Raw genomic sequence first — 14,181 nt, 5'->3', positions numbered from 1 at the left:
TTGGTGGGCCGTCGGTGAAGACCGCAGCCCCACCGCAAGATCTCACGATCCCCGCTGGGGAAGCGGTTCGTGAGACGCCGCCCGAGACGCCGCAACGTGTCCGGGTTGTGGCCAGTCCGCTCCTCGGGAAACTCAGGAATGAACTGGCGCACTGAGCACCGACCGATCTCTGGGGAGTGTCGGTCGATGCAAAGGCTGGCCCAGTCCTGCCCGTTCGCTGGGCTGGGCCAGCACCTCGACACACCCATGCTTCGCATCAACAGCGCGGCAAGGAGATCCAGGAAACATCGGCGACAGAGACTGAACATGCGGAGTCGGGGGACTCCCAATGTTCACGATGGCCCGCTGGAAAACCAGCGGGCCATCAACCTTCCTCTCTCCTCGGCCCAACGAGACACAACCTGAACCCGAAAGACAACGGCTCTAACACCCCGACGAAGGACAGCTGGATGAACGACAAAGACGTCGCGTTCTCGGAAGGTCTTGAGCCTATTCCTGCGCCGGCCTGCAGAGCCGGGCACGCCATGCTCGACGCGCTCGTCTGCTTCGATGCCACCGTCAGCGCCGAAGAGAACTCGCGAGCGTTCGCGCTTGTCATCGCGCACCTTGACATTCCCGACAGCGCTGGCGAGCGTGTAGACGTCACCGACGCAATTGGAGTCTCAGTGCTCCTGCAATCACGCTTGGTTGCGGCGGTCGCCGAGTTACGCGGGAGCGACCTCAGCGACATCGTCCGTGACCTCCGCACATCACTCAACCTCTGGGGCGGCCCAGAGCTCCACTACTAGACAGCCGGGACAGAAGGAACAGGACGCCCGTGCAGCACGCACCAAGAGCTCCACGCTGGGGAAGGTTCGCTCGTCAAGACGTTCGGGCGGCCTACTGCATGGCGATGGCGGACTATGCCCGCGACGTTGGCGCCATCGTGGTGCGAATCGTGACCACACCGCATCTCTTTCCCAGGGGCGCGTGGTGCGTTGTTCTCGATGTCGATGGAAAATTCCAGCGAGCCTGGTTTCACGGCCGGTCACGGGCAGCGCCGCGGCTCAACGGTGCGTACCTCGTGCACGCTGCAGTGGGGCCTGGCCCATTCGAAAAGAGAAAGACCGCCCTCTGGGTTGGGACCGCCTCCTCCACCGGGATCGTGTGCAGGCTCCCAACCTGGGCGTGGACCTCGATCGCCGTCAGTGCGCCCGAAGGTAACGAGCATTCCTAAGAGAGGCCGTCATGACGTCTTCAATGGAGTCTGTTGTTTCGGCGGCTACCGAGCTGTACTACTCAAACAGGTTGCTTGGTCTGCTAATGGGTGTGCTCTTCCCGACGCTGGTGTGGAGCCGGTGATGGTTGTAGGCGTGGAGTCAGGCAGGGAGCGCTGAGCGGCATGGGGTCTCGTTCGGTAGTGGCGGGCGTGAGCGCTGCCCCCCGTGTAGGGGACGGTGGAGGCGTTCGATCTTGCCGTTCGTCTGCGGCGGGCAGGGGCGCGTCATTTTTGACCTGATCTCGAGGTCCCGGCAGACGTCTCGCCAGGCGTGAGATCTACAGGCGGACCCATTGTCGGAGAGGACCGCTTATAGATCACGCTTCGGTCGCGAAACCCTGACGTAGACCGGCGCAGCACTCCGATCCCGGTGACGGCTGTCTCGTCTTCGTGGATCTCGGCGTCCGCAATGCGGGTGTGATCCTTGATGGTGGTGTGCACGAACGCGGTCCCGATGTTCGGTTGATGATTCGTGTTGCGGGGTTGCCGAGAGTCGCGGTGCGGCTCCGGGCGCAGTGTGGTCTGCCGAGAGCTCCTCAGCCCACTTCCTCGACTAATGCGAGTCGCGACAAACCAGCCAACGCCCCTGAGTAGCACAGCTGCGCCTCCCGAGCACCTTGCTAGATGGAACTCGCAGCCGACACGCTCCTCGACTGTCGACTCGAGACGGGCCCAGAGGTTTCGAGCGATCAGGTCGGCCTCGCATGTCCGAGCGTCACAGCTCCGTTCTAGTTCTGAGACGGTTGTGTGACGGGAGGCTCGGTGGCGCTGGTCGGCTGGTGAAGTAATTGTTATGACAAAGAACATCTTCCGCAGCACGACCCACAGCGGCAGGGCCCGCGGGGTCCTGCTTGGTATCGCAGTCCTCTCGGTCGCCGTCCTCTCCGGTTGCACCGCCACCAGTGCCCCCGAGGCGTCCCCTGACGCATCGGACCATTCCGTCCTTTGGCTCGGTGACTCGACCGCCGTCGCCGAAGCTCCCGCACTCAAGGCCGCCTTCGAAGCAGCCGGCGTGGGCTTCGAGAGTGGTGCTGCCGACGGGGGCGGCGCGGTCGTCGATCCCGGGCCCCCGATGAGCGAACTCGTGCAGAGCATATGGCCGGACCTGCAGAAGAGCATCGCGGAGTCCGGAGCCGACACCGTGATGTGGCAGGTCACCATGTACGACTGGGGCACACCCGAACAACAGGTCCAGGGCTTGCAGAAGTTGGCCAACGAGGTTGAGAAGGCCGGTGCTGACCTCGTCATAATCTCGGCACCTCCCATCGGAGACGAGATGTACCTGGAGAACAGCGCGTCGACTGCCACACTTGGTGCCTCCGCCCAGTCAGTGGCCAGTGCGAGCGACGGACAGGTCGTCTACCTGGACGCAGCCGAGCTGTGGGGCACCGACCCCTCCGACGCCAAGGCTCTCCGCTCGAGCGATTTGACCCACAATTGCCAGCAAGGTGCGCTCGCATTCGCCAACTGGCTGACGACCAAGTACGAAGCGCTACCCGGCGGCGTCCCCGCGGCCCCCGTCGAGTCCTGGGGAACTGGCTCATGGACCGGTGACCCCGTCTTCGCCGACTGGGACTGCCCGGCGGCAGGAGCGTGACCTCACTCGGCCCAATCCCTCTGACGCCAGGACAAACCTTGACGAGCGAACGCAGCCTGGTCAGCCCGAGAACATTGGCGCCGCGCCTCGGCCAGCTGGACGGCCTCCGCGGCGTTGCTGTACTCGCTGTGCTCCTGTTTCACACCTCGCTCTTCCCAGGCGGATTCCTCGGAGTGGACCTGTTCTTCACGCTGTCGGGCTTCGTCATCACCGCGGGGCTCCTGCGCGAGGCCCGCGCCACTCGGCGAATCGACGTGCTGGCATTCCTCGCTCGGCGATGCCGGCGCCTGCTGCCCTCGTTGCTCGCGCTCGTAGGGGTGGTGTCGATCGTCGTGGCGATGTTGGCCACTCCGGCTGTCCGACACCACGCGATCGAGGATCTCCCGTGGGCGCTCGTCCAACTCCTGAATTGGCACTTCATCGAGACGGGGATCAGCTATGGGCACATCACGGACGTGCATGTCTTCGCGCATCTGTGGAGCATCGCGGTTGAATGGCAGTTCTATCTGGTTTGGCCGATCCTCCTCGGGCTCCTGACTCGCCTGTCGTGCGGGCATCGACTCCTCATTGCCCTGATCGTTGCGGCGACGATCGTTTCCGCGGTCTTGATGGCGGTGTACGCCGTCACCGACACGACGCGGGCTTACGAAGGCACGGACGCTCGCGCGTCGTCTCTCCTGCTCGGCGCTCTCGCAGCCACGGATCCCGTGCGTCGTCTCACCGAGTCGTTGCATCGCGGCTGGGCCTCAGCGGTCGGCACGTTACTCGGGATCGCACTGCTCGTGCTCTGGTTGGTCGCCGATGGCACGGACGCGCTTTGGCTGTACCGCGGCGGATTCCTCGCGCACTCGATTGTGGCCTCCGCGCTGATCGCAATCCTCGCCGCTCATCCTCGCATCGGCGCCTCACGCGCAATCGGGAGCGCCATGCCTCGCTGGCTAGGCAAAGTGTCCTACAGTGTGTACTTATGGCACTGGCCCCTGGTCGTCCTTCTGCCGGCGATGCCGGGGGAGAGTGGAGTCTGGTTGCGCGCCAGTGTCGTGATCGCGGGATCGATACTGATGGGATGGCTGTCAACTCGGTTCATCGAACGTCCGGTTCAATCAGGGGCACGATGGGCTCGAGGCCGCTCGGGCGCGATCGCACTCGTCGGCGCGGGAGTGATGATCGTGCTGATCTGGTTGGCGCTCCCACGCCCCGACCTCGGGGCAGGCACCGTCGATCTTCAATCACTGTGAGAGCGCTCCGCAGCCCCGTTGGGGTCCTGGTTCTTTCCACACTGATCGTTGTTATCGCTTCAGCATGTGCGGGGGAGCAGATCTCTCCGGCAGGAGCGCCTGCTACCGGCTTCCCCGGATCAGAAGAGACAGTCCCGACGATCCCGGTCGTGCTCACTACAGCGGGCGGTCCCTGGGTAGTTTGGCGCGCCCCGACGAGCGACGACCTCCTCCAAGCCTCAGCGGAGGCGCTTCTCGAGGGAGCCACCGACGAAGAGCGAGCACGAGGCATCACGTCGGCGCTACCTCCCGCTTATTCCCCGCTCCTGTTCACCGGTTCGGAGGGGCGCGTTGACGTGGTTCTGCCGCTCGATCTAGAACAAACCGATCCGGCGGTCACACAGCAGATCGCTTGCACGGCAGCGGCTTCCCCGGCAGTTCCGGGTGGACGTCCCGCGGATGAGGTCATCGTCGCTTTTATAGAACCTTCCGCGCCCCTGGCCGAGCCGCTGGAGGTTGTCTGCGACGATGCTTTCGCGGTGGTGATTGCGTCTTCGGGTTCGCGCTGATGTCTCTTCGCTACCTTTTCGTGAACAGGAGCTCACTATGAGTCGTGTGCTGCTCGTCGAAGACGACCCCGCGGTCCGCCGCGGGGTCACGATTGGACTTGGTCGTCTCGGCCACGATGTTGAGGCCGTCGGTGACGGTTGGGACGCGCTCGAATCAATCACCGCGGCACCGCCCGACATTGTGGTGCTCGACTTGATGCTCCCCGGCCTGAACGGTCTGGAGGTTTGCCGACGCATTCGTGTGACGAGCACTCTGCCGGTGGTGATCCTCTCAGCACGTGATCTCGACCTCGACATCGTGCTCGGCTTCCAAGCTGGCGCCGACGACTACTGCGTTAAGCCCGCCTCGGCCGAGGTAATCGACGCGCGGATCCGCGCGGTATTACGCCGTGCCATGCCCGCTCCCGGGACCCTGCATGAAATTGAGACGCATGGCGACCTCGAGATCGAGCGCACGTCGCTTCGGGTGCGGCGAGATGGACAAGAGCTGTCTCTCACGCCGTCCGAGCTGCGACTGCTGCTTTTCCTCTCGGCCGGACCGGAGCGCACCTTCAGCAGACAAGAGCTGCTCGAGCAGGTGTGGGAACAGAGCTACTACGGTGAGGTGCGCCTCGTGGACGCGTGCGTGACGCGTCTGCGAGCCAAAATCGAGGCAGATCCGCGGACTCCACGACATCTGCACACGGTCCGCGGATTCGGCTACCGGTTCTCCTCGTGAGACCCCGACTGCTCTCGTCCCTCCGTTCACGACTCGTGTTAGCTTTCGTGCTCGTCTCGCTGGCGTCTGCCGCTACCGCCGCAGGAACAACCATCGCCGGCTCGCGCGACGCAGTCCTGCAGCAGGCCGAGGAGTCAGCCGTGTCGGCGCTGCGAACAGAGACGGAGGCCCTAGTCCCCGATCTGCGGGTCGCACCGGACGAGCGTGAACTCAGACTGCTGATCGACCGACTGGAACAGGCACCGAGCATCAACGCTCCAGTGTCCGCTTCCTTCGGCGACCTGCGCCTCAACACTGAACGCGTGCCCGCTGAGCTGATACAGGAGGCGAACGCCGCCGCAACAGCACTCGCGCAACTTGTGCGCGTTGACGGACAGCCCTACCTTGCGGTCGCCCTACCGGTCCTCGCCGAAGGTACCCCCTCCGGGCTCATCATCTACTCCATGACGCCGATCGCCGAAGAAGAGGCGGTGATCGGCGGCATCGCCAGAGGAACGGCCGCCGGAGCCGTTCCGACCGTACTCGCGGCGGTCGCGGTCGCCTTACTCATCGCCGGCGGATTGGTCCGCCCCATCGAGCGCTTGCGTACCGGGGTCGAACAGATTGCCACGGGCGAGCTGGGCGCGCAGGTGATCGCCGCAGAACACGGAGAAGTGGGTGACCTGGCCAAAGCCTTCAACGGCATGTCGCGCGACCTCCGTGCCGAGCACGACCAGCTGCGGCTGCTCGAGGAACGCTCACGTCGCTTCACTGCGGATGTTTCACACGAACTCCGTACCCCGCTCGCCGCGATGACCGCGGTCGTCGGTGTACTGGAGGCTGAGGCCCCCAATCTTCAGGGCGACACTGCGGATGCAGCACTGCTTGTCGCTCAAGAAACAAACAATCTCGCGCGGTTGGTTGAGGACCTCATCGAGGTATCACGCTTCGATGCCGGTACCGCCGAGCTGCGACTCGACGAGATTGACCTCGCTGCGCTCGTCGGCCGGACCCTCGCTCTGCGGCACTGGACCGGGCGCGTGGCCGTGGATGTGCCCGAAGGACTCCGCGTGGTCGTGGATCCGCGCCGGCTCGACGTGGTGCTTGCGAATCTTGTGGGCAACGCGGTTCGTCATGCGCCGGGAGCCGCCATCAGTGTCACCGGCCGTGTCGACGGGAGCCGGCTGCGGCTGACAGTTGCGGACGACGGGCCGGGAATTCCAACTGATACGCGCGCCCGAATCTTCGACCGTTTCGTCAAGGGAGATCCTGCTCGCGGCCGCAGCGAAGGGAGCGGCTTAGGGCTCTCCATCGCCAGCGCGAGCGTGGCTCTCCACGGGGGCACTCTCGCTATCGCGGACGGCCCAGGTGCCGTTTTCACAATCGAACTTCCACTCCGACCGCGGTGACGTAGCCCGGCGCCCGACGAGTCTCATCCCTCCGCCAGCAGGCCCTCTTCATGAGCGAGAGAATCCCGAGAGGAGGTGACGGTGGTAGGTCAGGGAGCTCGCGGTCGAGCAACGAGCACGCGTTTGCTGCGTTGAGTGGGACGAGCGTGACTCCACTCTGGCTGGCCGGGCCCGAGGCGTCCCAGTCGATCGTCCACAGGCGGTGGCCGTCCTACTCGGACGTGGTGAGCGCGCTCCACGCTTCTCCACTGTCGATCGCGTCGCGGTACTCGTCCACGTCGCCGACGAGGGTCATCGCGGTCTCCTCGGCACGGTCGTCTGTATTGTCGTCGAGCCAATACGTGTCGTCGTCGCTGTCAATTAGCTAGTTGCGGTGGGCAAGGTACTCGTCCATCAGCGAGGGGCGCAGCCGGCCGTCGTAGGAGGTGTACACCAGGTCGGGTCGCCACCTAGCACTGTTCAGGCGGTCGACCGCGCGGGAGCCGAACTGCTCGCCGAGGATGTCGCGAAGCTCGGTGAGCGCGGCAACGCGGTCCGCGAAGTCGTCGCGGCTGCGGGACGGTTCCAACAGTGCCTCAATCGCCGCGCGTCCCACGTCCGGCATCGGGCTCGTCGCCTACTCACCGTTGGCCAGGGGTTTCCTGAGCGGTGCTGTCCGTCAGCGAGACGACTACGCGCTTGACGATTTCCGTCGAACCGTGGGGTGGTGGGCGCCGGAGAACTTCGCGACGAACATGCGGATGGTCGTCGCGCTCAATGAGCTCGCCAAGAGCAAAGGGATCACGCTCGCTGAACTCTCTCTGGCTTGGATCCTCGCCCGAAAGGAGTACATCGTCCCGATCCCAGGCGCCCGCCACCCGGATCGAGTTAGCCTAAACGCCGCAGCAGCCGACATCGTCCTCAGCGAAGGGGATCTTGCTCGGATGCTTGACAACATCCCCACCGGCGCGATCGGTGGGCGAGGGATGTGAGCACTCGGTTGCTCGGACGGCGAGCAGGGCGGTTGGGCTCTGGCAGCAGGACCCGTCGCTTTCCTCTTCCGTGGTCGCGTCGAAGGCGGGATTCTCCTCCGTTCAAGTCTTGCGACGTGCGCTGGCTGAGCTCCCGAACACCAGCAACTGACATCGGGACCCGAGCCTCATCCATTGAACGACCCGATCAGCACCCAAGCGAGGTACGCCGTCACCGCGGCCCCGAGGATCCATTCGAGGATGGAGCCGGTCTTGCCGAGCACGGGGAGTGCGAAGTAGCCGTTGGGCATCCAGAAGTACCGGATGGGTGTCTTCCGCCACGCTTTCGGGGGCTTCGGGTTCCATGGCCACAGCAGGGGCAGCCCGCCGACGGTGAGCATGTCGCCGGCGAGGTGGATGCAGAAGCCGAGGACGATCGCGAGCTGCAACCAGAACGGGTCTTCGGGGGCGAAGAAGAGCACGAGCGCGCCGACCATCGCGCCCGCCACCCACGCTTTCGGCCAGGAGACGACGAGCTTCATCGCTTTCGAGGCGAAGCAGACGAGGGCGGTGACGGCGATGGCCGGGGCCCACGCGATCGGGCGTTCCCACCAGGTGACGCTAGCTGTGCCGAACTGCAGGACCCAGGCGATGAGGGCGATGACGGGGATGGACAGGAGCGAGTGGGTGCCGTGTCTGTGGCCTCCGACCATGCCGCTGACCGCGCTGGCACCGGCGGACCCGATGAGCGGGACGGAGTGGGCGATGGTGGCGTTCGGGTGGTCGGCGTCGGGCAGGAGGGCGGCGCCTGCCGCGACGAGCATTCCGACGAGCATCTCTCCGGGTTCCATCGGCACCAGGCCGAGGGCTCCAGTGGCAGTGCTGGTCACGGCGACCCAGGCGGCAGCGCCTGTGATCGCGTGGTTCGCGCCCATCATGCGGCGGCTCGCACGAGCTGGCGGCGGTAGTGCAGGTACGCCTCGGCGCGGTCGATGCCAGCGAAGCGGACACCGAACTTGGCGAACGGGTTCATGTACGTCTGCCGATCCAGCTCCGAGTAGGAGATGGGCGTTCCCTTGGCCAATCGAGGGTCGCAAATAACCGCGAGCCCGCCATCCCGCATCCCTCGGATAAGGCGGCCAACCGCCTGCTCCAACTCGAGGGCGGCGTCGCTGACGTAGACCATGCGGATGGCGTCGAAGCGGGAGAAGTTCTGCTCGATCAGCGACTCCACGCGAGCGTCGTCCACGGGGTTTGTGGGCTTGCGCGGTGGGCGGTCGATCCACACCAGCGAACACGTCTCACCGGGAGCGTCGACGCCCGTCATGAGCGACTTCGTGCCGACGAGCACGCTCGTCTCGTCGGCCTTCCACTTGGCGGTGATGACGGGGACCGCCTCACCGTCCCACTGCGAGTAGACGGCGACGCTCAGGCGTGCGCGGAGGAACTCGGCGAGGTCCTTCCCGTCCTTCGACTTCGCGGTCAGCAGGAGCGCGCGACCGCCGTTGGCCTGGACCATGCGCAGCGCGTGCGCGCGGGCCCAGGAGACGTGCTTGAGCAGTGACAGGCGCGGCTTGCCGTAGGGGGAGTCGGTGAGCTCGGCCATCAGCTCGGGCGTGGACGCTGCTGGCACGTGCAGGCAGGACGCCGCGTACTGCTCCGTGAAGGGCGAGTCGTAGGCGATGACGGGGGAGTCGAGTTTCGCCTCGAACCCGAAGTGCGGGCTCATGGTCGCCGACATCGCGGCAACGCCGAGGCGCACCATGAGGCGCGGCTCCGGGTCGAGCTCCGCATCCAGCGGAGGAAGCTCGGTGAGATGCTCTTCCTTGACCGACTCATCGCCGATCTCGGCGAGCTCGCGCAACCATAGCTGCCGGCGAAGCATCCCACCCACGTAGACGGGAGATGCGGCGATGCTCGTCCACGACTTGCGTTCACCTTCCGCTGCGGCCGGGGACTCGACCCACCGGGCCTGCCCGACGCGGTGCTCACCGGTGCTGGCGAGGGCGTCGAGGACAGCTGCGATCGCGGCGTCAGCTCTGCCCTGCGCGATCATCGTCGCCGGGTTCTTCGCACCACGCCCGGACGGGAGGAAGCTCTTGCCCTGCTCGATCCACCCTTCGATGGACTCCTCGAGCACGCCCAGCGGGTGGTCGAGGTCGGTGAGGCGCTTGCCGGTGAAGCGGGACAGGGCCTGTTCGGTGGCCTGGGCGAGGTCTTCGCCGTCGTTCGCCCACGCGCGGAACCCGCGGTCGGTGCGGTCGATGACGCCGGCGATGGCGTTCTCGACGCGGCGGAAGCTGGCGCCGGAGAATGTGGACGCGCCCTGGTCGCGCACCGCGGAGGGGAGCGTGTGGGCTTCGTCGATGATGAGGTGGTCGATGCGGCCGATCGTCGCGTTGCCGATGACGATGTTCAAACCCTTCGCCGCCTGGATCGCGAGGAGCACGTGGTGGACGATGACGATGTCCGCCTCGGACGCTCGGACCTTCGCTTCCTGGGCTTTCGTCTCGAACCCCCACTTGTCGGAATCGCCAACCGCCTCCGCGCTCATGGCGGCGACAGCGAACCACTCCCGATCGGAGTGGACGATGTCGCACGACTGCCGGTCGCCCGGAGCGTCGAAATCCAACTGCTTGCCGATCGCCCAGATGAGGAGCTTCTTCACCGCGACGGCATCGACGTGCGAGCCGAACGCCTTCTCCAGACGTGCCCGGTAGTCCTCCGCCTTCGCCTTCTTGAGGCGCGGAATCGTGTCAGCGAGGGCGCTGAGGTGCGCGAACGAGACGCCGGGGTCGTCGAGGATGACCGCGGCCGTGTGGGCCATGCGGCGAGGATCGATGTAGTTGTTCGCACCCTTGAGCGAGGCCGCCTTGAGCTCAGCGCCGAGATGCTTGGACGCGGCCCGCTGGATCGCGGGCCAGTCCTTGTTGAGGTACTGGTCCTGGAGCGTCAGCGACTGGGTGGAGACGACGGAACGCTCCCCGAACATCGCCGCCCGGTACGCGGGGATCCCGAGGCCCGGCATCGACTTCCCGACACCCGTTGGCGCTTTGCCGATGGTGTGCGCGCGGCCGGCGAGAGCCGCGGCGATCGCGGCGGCGAGCTGCGCCTGGCCGGGACGAGCCGTCGCTCCAGGACCGACCGCCTCCGCAACGCAGGTGTCGAGGAACTCGAGCTCCGAGAGCTGAGGGCGCTCCGCGGACTCGGATGCAGGCGAGGAAGAGGTGGTCTGGAGGACAGAAGCTGGCATGCCCCCTCTATGCGGGGACCCAGCTGAGGGACTGAGTTAGCTGGCGTGCGCGGCGTCGTAGGCAGCGACGATGTGCCCGTGAATGCGGCCACGGTCGGACACCTTGTGCCCGTTCGAGCGGGCCCACGCACGGATCTCCGCCAGGTCACCGCGACGCGTCGAAGCACCCGCCTTCGCGGCAGGCACACGACCGAGCTTCCGGCCCGCGTCCGTAAACGGCAGCAGCGCAGAGCGCAGGGCACGGGCGTTCGCGTACGAGAGGTCAATCTCGTACGACTTCCCATCGAGCGCGAACGCAACCGTCTCGGCGGCGTCTTCAGCGAGCTCGGTGCCGTCGAGGTCATCGACGATGGTGGTGATGGCCTTCTGGACCATGGCGGTACTCCTGTGCTCGTGGACTAGGACTGGTCCTGAGCGTAGATGGGCTTTGCGCCGAACTTGGCCAAGAACAGCAGGAAGAGCGCTGATCCAGAGAGGAGTCCATCGGCCACGCCTGCGGGCAGCATGAAGACCATGAGGATCAGCGTCACCGAGCAACTCGTCACGGAGAACCAGAAGCCCCATAGACGGTTCCGCAGCAAGCCAATCGCTCCAACGACGCGCATGGCGCCGAAGACTCCGCTCATGGCCATCATCAGGAAGAGGTGATCGTTGAAGGCCGGGATGATGAACGACAATCCGTGCGCGAGAACACTCGCGTCCACGCCCGCCAGCAGCAGCACGGGGAGCGCGAGGAACGGCAGGCCCTCCATGAGCACGCCTTGGATCAGCATCAGGACGGCAGCCCCGCGAATCGCGCGACGTGGCGCCCGCGTGTGCACTCGATCGTTCATGAGCAACAGACTAGAGCCGCCCCGCCGCGGCAGACCGCACGTCTCGAGCGGGCCTATGCCCGGTCGAGGACCAGGAACTGTGAGCCGGAGATTTTCGCGGTGTCGTGCACGAAGGTCCGCTCGGTGCGGGGGTCGTAGAAGTGCACGGCGGCACCGCGGGGGCGGGGGACTGCCGTGAACGGCGCGTACTGGGTTGTGAGCAGGAGCAGCGGCAGGTCGGTGAGTGGCCACTCGTCGACGTGGATGGGCGTGCGGTCCTTCGGTTCCAGCACGGCCGTCATCACCTCGTCGGGGAGGGCTTCCTCGCGCTGCAGGAGCACCTGCTCGAGGCTCATGGCCTGGGCGATGCCGATGCGGTGGGCGAGGTTCTCCACGCGAGCGTCGAGCATGCTCGTGTCATCGCCGGCTTCGACCAGCTGGTCGTAGGTGGGGATGAGGTAGGAGCACAGCTCCGTCACGGTGTCGGCATAGACCGTCTCCCGCTCGGTGATGTACGCGTAGCGGAACAGAGCTCCATCGGCGTTGCGTGGAGACTCGGTGCGGGTAGCGCTGGCCGCGACAATCAGGGTCGTCATGGGTGGGAAAGAACCTCTCGAGGAGTGGATGAAGTCGGGGCGCACCCCTCAGTCTAGAGACCTATGCGGGGAACGCATCGATCCGCGCGAGCTCAGACGCCCGCGTGCCGCTTCGACGCAGCGGCCGCGGCGGCGGCGCCCGTGAGGCGGTTCCCGTTCTGGTCCAGGGCACCCGCGTCGGGGTCATTGGCGAGCGGTGGCCCGGACAGGTTCCGCTTGACCTCGACGTCGTCTCCGTGGATCGCTCGCTGCACTTCGAGGTAGCTCGGCGAGGAGAACTCTTCCGGGTAGGTCGGAACACCGAGCTGGACGAGTCGCCGGGACAGGTCATCGGTGGACGCGTAGAGGCCTTTGAAGATGCGGGTCGGCTGGCCGGGGAGCTCGGCGACGCCGGTGCCGCGGACGGCGTTCTTGTCCTGCAGGAGCGTTGGGTGGTCGGAGAACTTCGGGGCGGAGTCCGGGTTGTTGAACGCCATGTTGCGCTGACGGTCGTTGGCACCTGGGCCCATGAGCCACCGGTTCGAGGAGTTGTCACGCAGCTCGGTCGGGAAGCCCGTGTTCTGCGACATGACCTGCGAGCTGAGGAGGACGTGGAGCCCGGTGAAGCGCATCTCTGCGGTGAGCTTGAGGAAAAGGAGCTTGGTGAGACCACGGATCATGCCCTCTTCCTGCTGCTTGAGGTACCGCGGGTCCTCCTTGTCGAGACCCTTGATGACCTCGGCTGGGCGGATGAGAGCTGCGACCTCGTCGGCGAGCGTGAGGATGCGGGGCATGCCCTGGCGAACATCTGGCGGGAGCTGGGTGATGTTCTGCACCCCGTGGGCCTTGATGATCGCGGCTCGACGGTTGCCTTCCCGGTAGATACCGTCGAGAACGGCGAGCGCGTGGCCCGAGGACTCGCAACCCCAGCCTCCTGGGCGTACGAACTTCCGGCACCACATGAAGTCCACGGACTTGGCTGGAGTGTCCAGAATCGCGAGCTCCATGCCTGCCGCGAGGGCACCGGTGAGGATCCCGTTGATGGAGACCGTCTTGCCCGAGCTTGTGGTGCCTTGAAGGAGTCCGTGGGGGCCATCCCCCCAGTCGAACCAAAGGTACTCGCCGGGGTCGTCGCCGTTCTCTGGGAGCGACCACCCGTAGAGGAGCTGGTCCTGGGTGTTGAGCTCCCGCACTCGATCGAGCGGGTAGGGCACCATCCCGGGGAAGGTCGGCGGCTTCGACGGAATGATCTCCATCGACAAGTTCGGCACGTCGATCTTCGAGTACCAGCCCGGGAGGCCGACCGCGGTGGTCACGACTTCGTTCAACTTCGCGTCGTGCTTCGACGGGGTGTACGTCTTCGGGAGCCGAACGTGGAAGCCGCCGCCCCGTCGCTTCGAGACCTGCACCTCCCACGGCTTCGCAGCGACCACAATCGCGATCGCGTCGCGGCAACGGATCTCGTCCGGGGAGAGCTTCGTGAGGTGCGCGATGGCTCGATACGAGTCGTAGTGCGTCATCACGTAGCCGGCGAAGTCAGGGATCGACTCGAAGCGCTTCGCAGCCTTCTCCCCATCTCCAGGGCCGTACTCCGGGCCGAGGCGAGCGACCTTCTCGTCCTTCCTGGTGCCGGCCTCGACCGAGGTGACGGCGTCCTGGCGGGTGACGTAGAGCTTGCCGGCGGCCTGATCGTAGTGCTCGATCTTCCACCCGGTGCCGTACTGAGCAGGGTCGATGGCGGACAGGACCTTGTCGACGTGCTTCGGGTTGGTGGGGTCGAACTTCTGGCCGACGGTCATCGGCATGCGCTGCATGGTCATGGGTGGCGGTAACTGCTCTCGAGA

At 65.7% G+C, this 14,181-nt stretch carries 13 protein-coding genes; 6 read left to right on the top strand and 7 right to left on the bottom strand.

Features of this window, described 5'->3' with window-relative positions:
• Window positions 1-449 precede the first annotated feature (449 nt).
• From ITJ61_RS04375 to ITJ61_RS04350, 5 genes are all read left to right on the top strand, one after another.
• On the top strand, window positions 450-788 hold the full coding sequence (locus tag ITJ61_RS04375; protein ID WP_194685609.1) for a hypothetical protein: 339 nt from the start codon (window positions 450-452) through the stop codon (window positions 786-788).
• A gap of 1,263 nt (window positions 789-2,051) precedes the next feature.
• Complete coding sequence (locus ITJ61_RS04365) at window positions 2,052-2,855, top strand: SGNH/GDSL hydrolase family protein (RefSeq protein ID WP_194685608.1); 804 nt, start codon at window positions 2,052-2,054, stop codon at window positions 2,853-2,855.
• 38 nt (window positions 2,856-2,893) lie between these two features.
• Complete coding sequence (locus ITJ61_RS04360; RefSeq protein WP_228496599.1) at window positions 2,894-4,093, top strand: acyltransferase family protein; 1,200 nt, start codon at window positions 2,894-2,896, stop codon at window positions 4,091-4,093.
• A gap of 585 nt (window positions 4,094-4,678) precedes the next feature.
• Entirely contained in the window at window positions 4,679-5,359 is a 681-nt protein-coding gene (locus ITJ61_RS04355) for a response regulator transcription factor (RefSeq protein WP_194685606.1), read from the top strand.
• A gap of 47 nt (window positions 5,360-5,406) precedes the next feature.
• Window positions 5,407-6,747, top strand: a complete 1,341-nt coding sequence (locus tag ITJ61_RS04350) for a HAMP domain-containing sensor histidine kinase (RefSeq protein ID WP_323744295.1) — start codon at window positions 5,407-5,409, stop codon at window positions 6,745-6,747.
• 364 nt (window positions 6,748-7,111) lie between these two features.
• Here the strand turns inward: ITJ61_RS04350 and ITJ61_RS04345 are convergent, their stop codons facing one another.
• The gene (locus ITJ61_RS04345; protein ID WP_194686781.1) at window positions 7,112-7,351 is read right to left on the bottom strand and encodes a hypothetical protein; all 240 of its coding nucleotides are present in this window, start codon (window positions 7,349-7,351) and stop codon (window positions 7,112-7,114) included.
• Between ITJ61_RS04345 and ITJ61_RS04340 the strand changes: the two genes are divergently transcribed.
• Window positions 7,248-7,718 carry an aldo/keto reductase gene (locus tag ITJ61_RS04340; RefSeq protein WP_194685604.1) on the top strand — a complete coding sequence of 157 codons (471 nt, stop codon included), beginning with the start codon at window positions 7,248-7,250 and terminating at the stop codon, window positions 7,716-7,718. The genes ITJ61_RS04345 and ITJ61_RS04340 overlap by 104 nt on opposite strands.
• A 167-nt stretch (window positions 7,719-7,885) precedes the next feature.
• Here the strand turns inward: ITJ61_RS04340 and ITJ61_RS04335 are convergent, their stop codons facing one another.
• The 6 genes from ITJ61_RS04335 to ITJ61_RS04310 all read right to left on the bottom strand — a co-directional run bounded on the left by ITJ61_RS04335 (window position 7,886) and on the right by ITJ61_RS04310 (window position 14,157).
• Complete coding sequence (locus ITJ61_RS04335; RefSeq protein WP_194685603.1) at window positions 7,886-8,635, bottom strand: metal-dependent hydrolase; 750 nt, start codon at window positions 8,633-8,635, stop codon at window positions 7,886-7,888.
• The gene (locus ITJ61_RS04330) at window positions 8,632-10,950 is read right to left on the bottom strand and encodes an ATP-dependent DNA helicase (RefSeq protein ID WP_194685602.1); all 2,319 of its coding nucleotides are present in this window, start codon (window positions 10,948-10,950) and stop codon (window positions 8,632-8,634) included. The genes ITJ61_RS04335 and ITJ61_RS04330 overlap by 4 nt, the downstream gene beginning before the upstream one ends.
• A 36-nt stretch (window positions 10,951-10,986) precedes the next feature.
• A complete protein-coding gene (locus ITJ61_RS04325; protein WP_194685601.1) occupies window positions 10,987-11,325 on the bottom strand; it encodes a histone-like nucleoid-structuring protein Lsr2 in 339 nt (112 codons plus the stop codon).
• A gap of 23 nt (window positions 11,326-11,348) precedes the next feature.
• Window positions 11,349-11,783, bottom strand: coding sequence for a DUF2127 domain-containing protein (locus ITJ61_RS04320; RefSeq protein ID WP_194685600.1), 435 nt, complete (start codon window positions 11,781-11,783; stop codon window positions 11,349-11,351).
• 53 nt (window positions 11,784-11,836) lie between these two features.
• Window positions 11,837-12,358 (bottom strand): hypothetical protein, encoded by a 522-nt coding sequence (locus tag ITJ61_RS04315; protein WP_194685599.1) that lies wholly within the window; start codon window positions 12,356-12,358, stop codon window positions 11,837-11,839.
• A gap of 92 nt (window positions 12,359-12,450) precedes the next feature.
• Window positions 12,451-14,157 carry an FtsK/SpoIIIE domain-containing protein gene (locus ITJ61_RS04310; protein WP_194685598.1) on the bottom strand — a complete coding sequence of 569 codons (1,707 nt, stop codon included), beginning with the start codon at window positions 14,155-14,157 and terminating at the stop codon, window positions 12,451-12,453.
• Window positions 14,158-14,181 lie beyond the last annotated feature (24 nt).

Source organism: Pseudoclavibacter sp. VKM Ac-2888 (assembly GCF_015351285.1).
Lineage (GTDB): Bacteria > Actinomycetota > Actinomycetes > Actinomycetales > Microbacteriaceae > Pseudoclavibacter.
This window is presented reverse-complemented; position numbering and strand designations above follow the sequence as displayed.

Coding starts and splice junctions, on each gene's coding strand:
- ITJ61_RS04375 (WP_194685609.1), top strand. CDS start 450: ATGAACGACAAAGACGTCGCGTTCTCGGAAGGTCTTGAGCCTATTCCT.
- ITJ61_RS04365 (WP_194685608.1), top strand. CDS start 2,052: ATGACAAAGAACATCTTCCGCAGCACGACCCACAGCGGCAGGGCCCGC.
- ITJ61_RS04355 (WP_194685606.1), top strand. CDS start 4,679: ATGAGTCGTGTGCTGCTCGTCGAAGACGACCCCGCGGTCCGCCGCGGG.
- ITJ61_RS04340 (WP_194685604.1), top strand. CDS start 7,248: ATGTCGCGAAGCTCGGTGAGCGCGGCAACGCGGTCCGCGAAGTCGTCG.
- ITJ61_RS04345 (WP_194686781.1), bottom strand. CDS start 7,351: ATGCCGGACGTGGGACGCGCGGCGATTGAGGCACTGTTGGAACCGTCC.
- ITJ61_RS04335 (WP_194685603.1), bottom strand. CDS start 8,635: ATGATGGGCGCGAACCACGCGATCACAGGCGCTGCCGCCTGGGTCGCC.
- ITJ61_RS04330 (WP_194685602.1), bottom strand. CDS start 10,950: ATGCCAGCTTCTGTCCTCCAGACCACCTCTTCCTCGCCTGCATCCGAG.
- ITJ61_RS04325 (WP_194685601.1), bottom strand. CDS start 11,325: ATGGTCCAGAAGGCCATCACCACCATCGTCGATGACCTCGACGGCACC.
- ITJ61_RS04320 (WP_194685600.1), bottom strand. CDS start 11,783: ATGAACGATCGAGTGCACACGCGGGCGCCACGTCGCGCGATTCGCGGG.
- ITJ61_RS04315 (WP_194685599.1), bottom strand. CDS start 12,358: ATGACGACCCTGATTGTCGCGGCCAGCGCTACCCGCACCGAGTCTCCA.
- ITJ61_RS04310 (WP_194685598.1), bottom strand. CDS start 14,157: ATGACCATGCAGCGCATGCCGATGACCGTCGGCCAGAAGTTCGACCCC.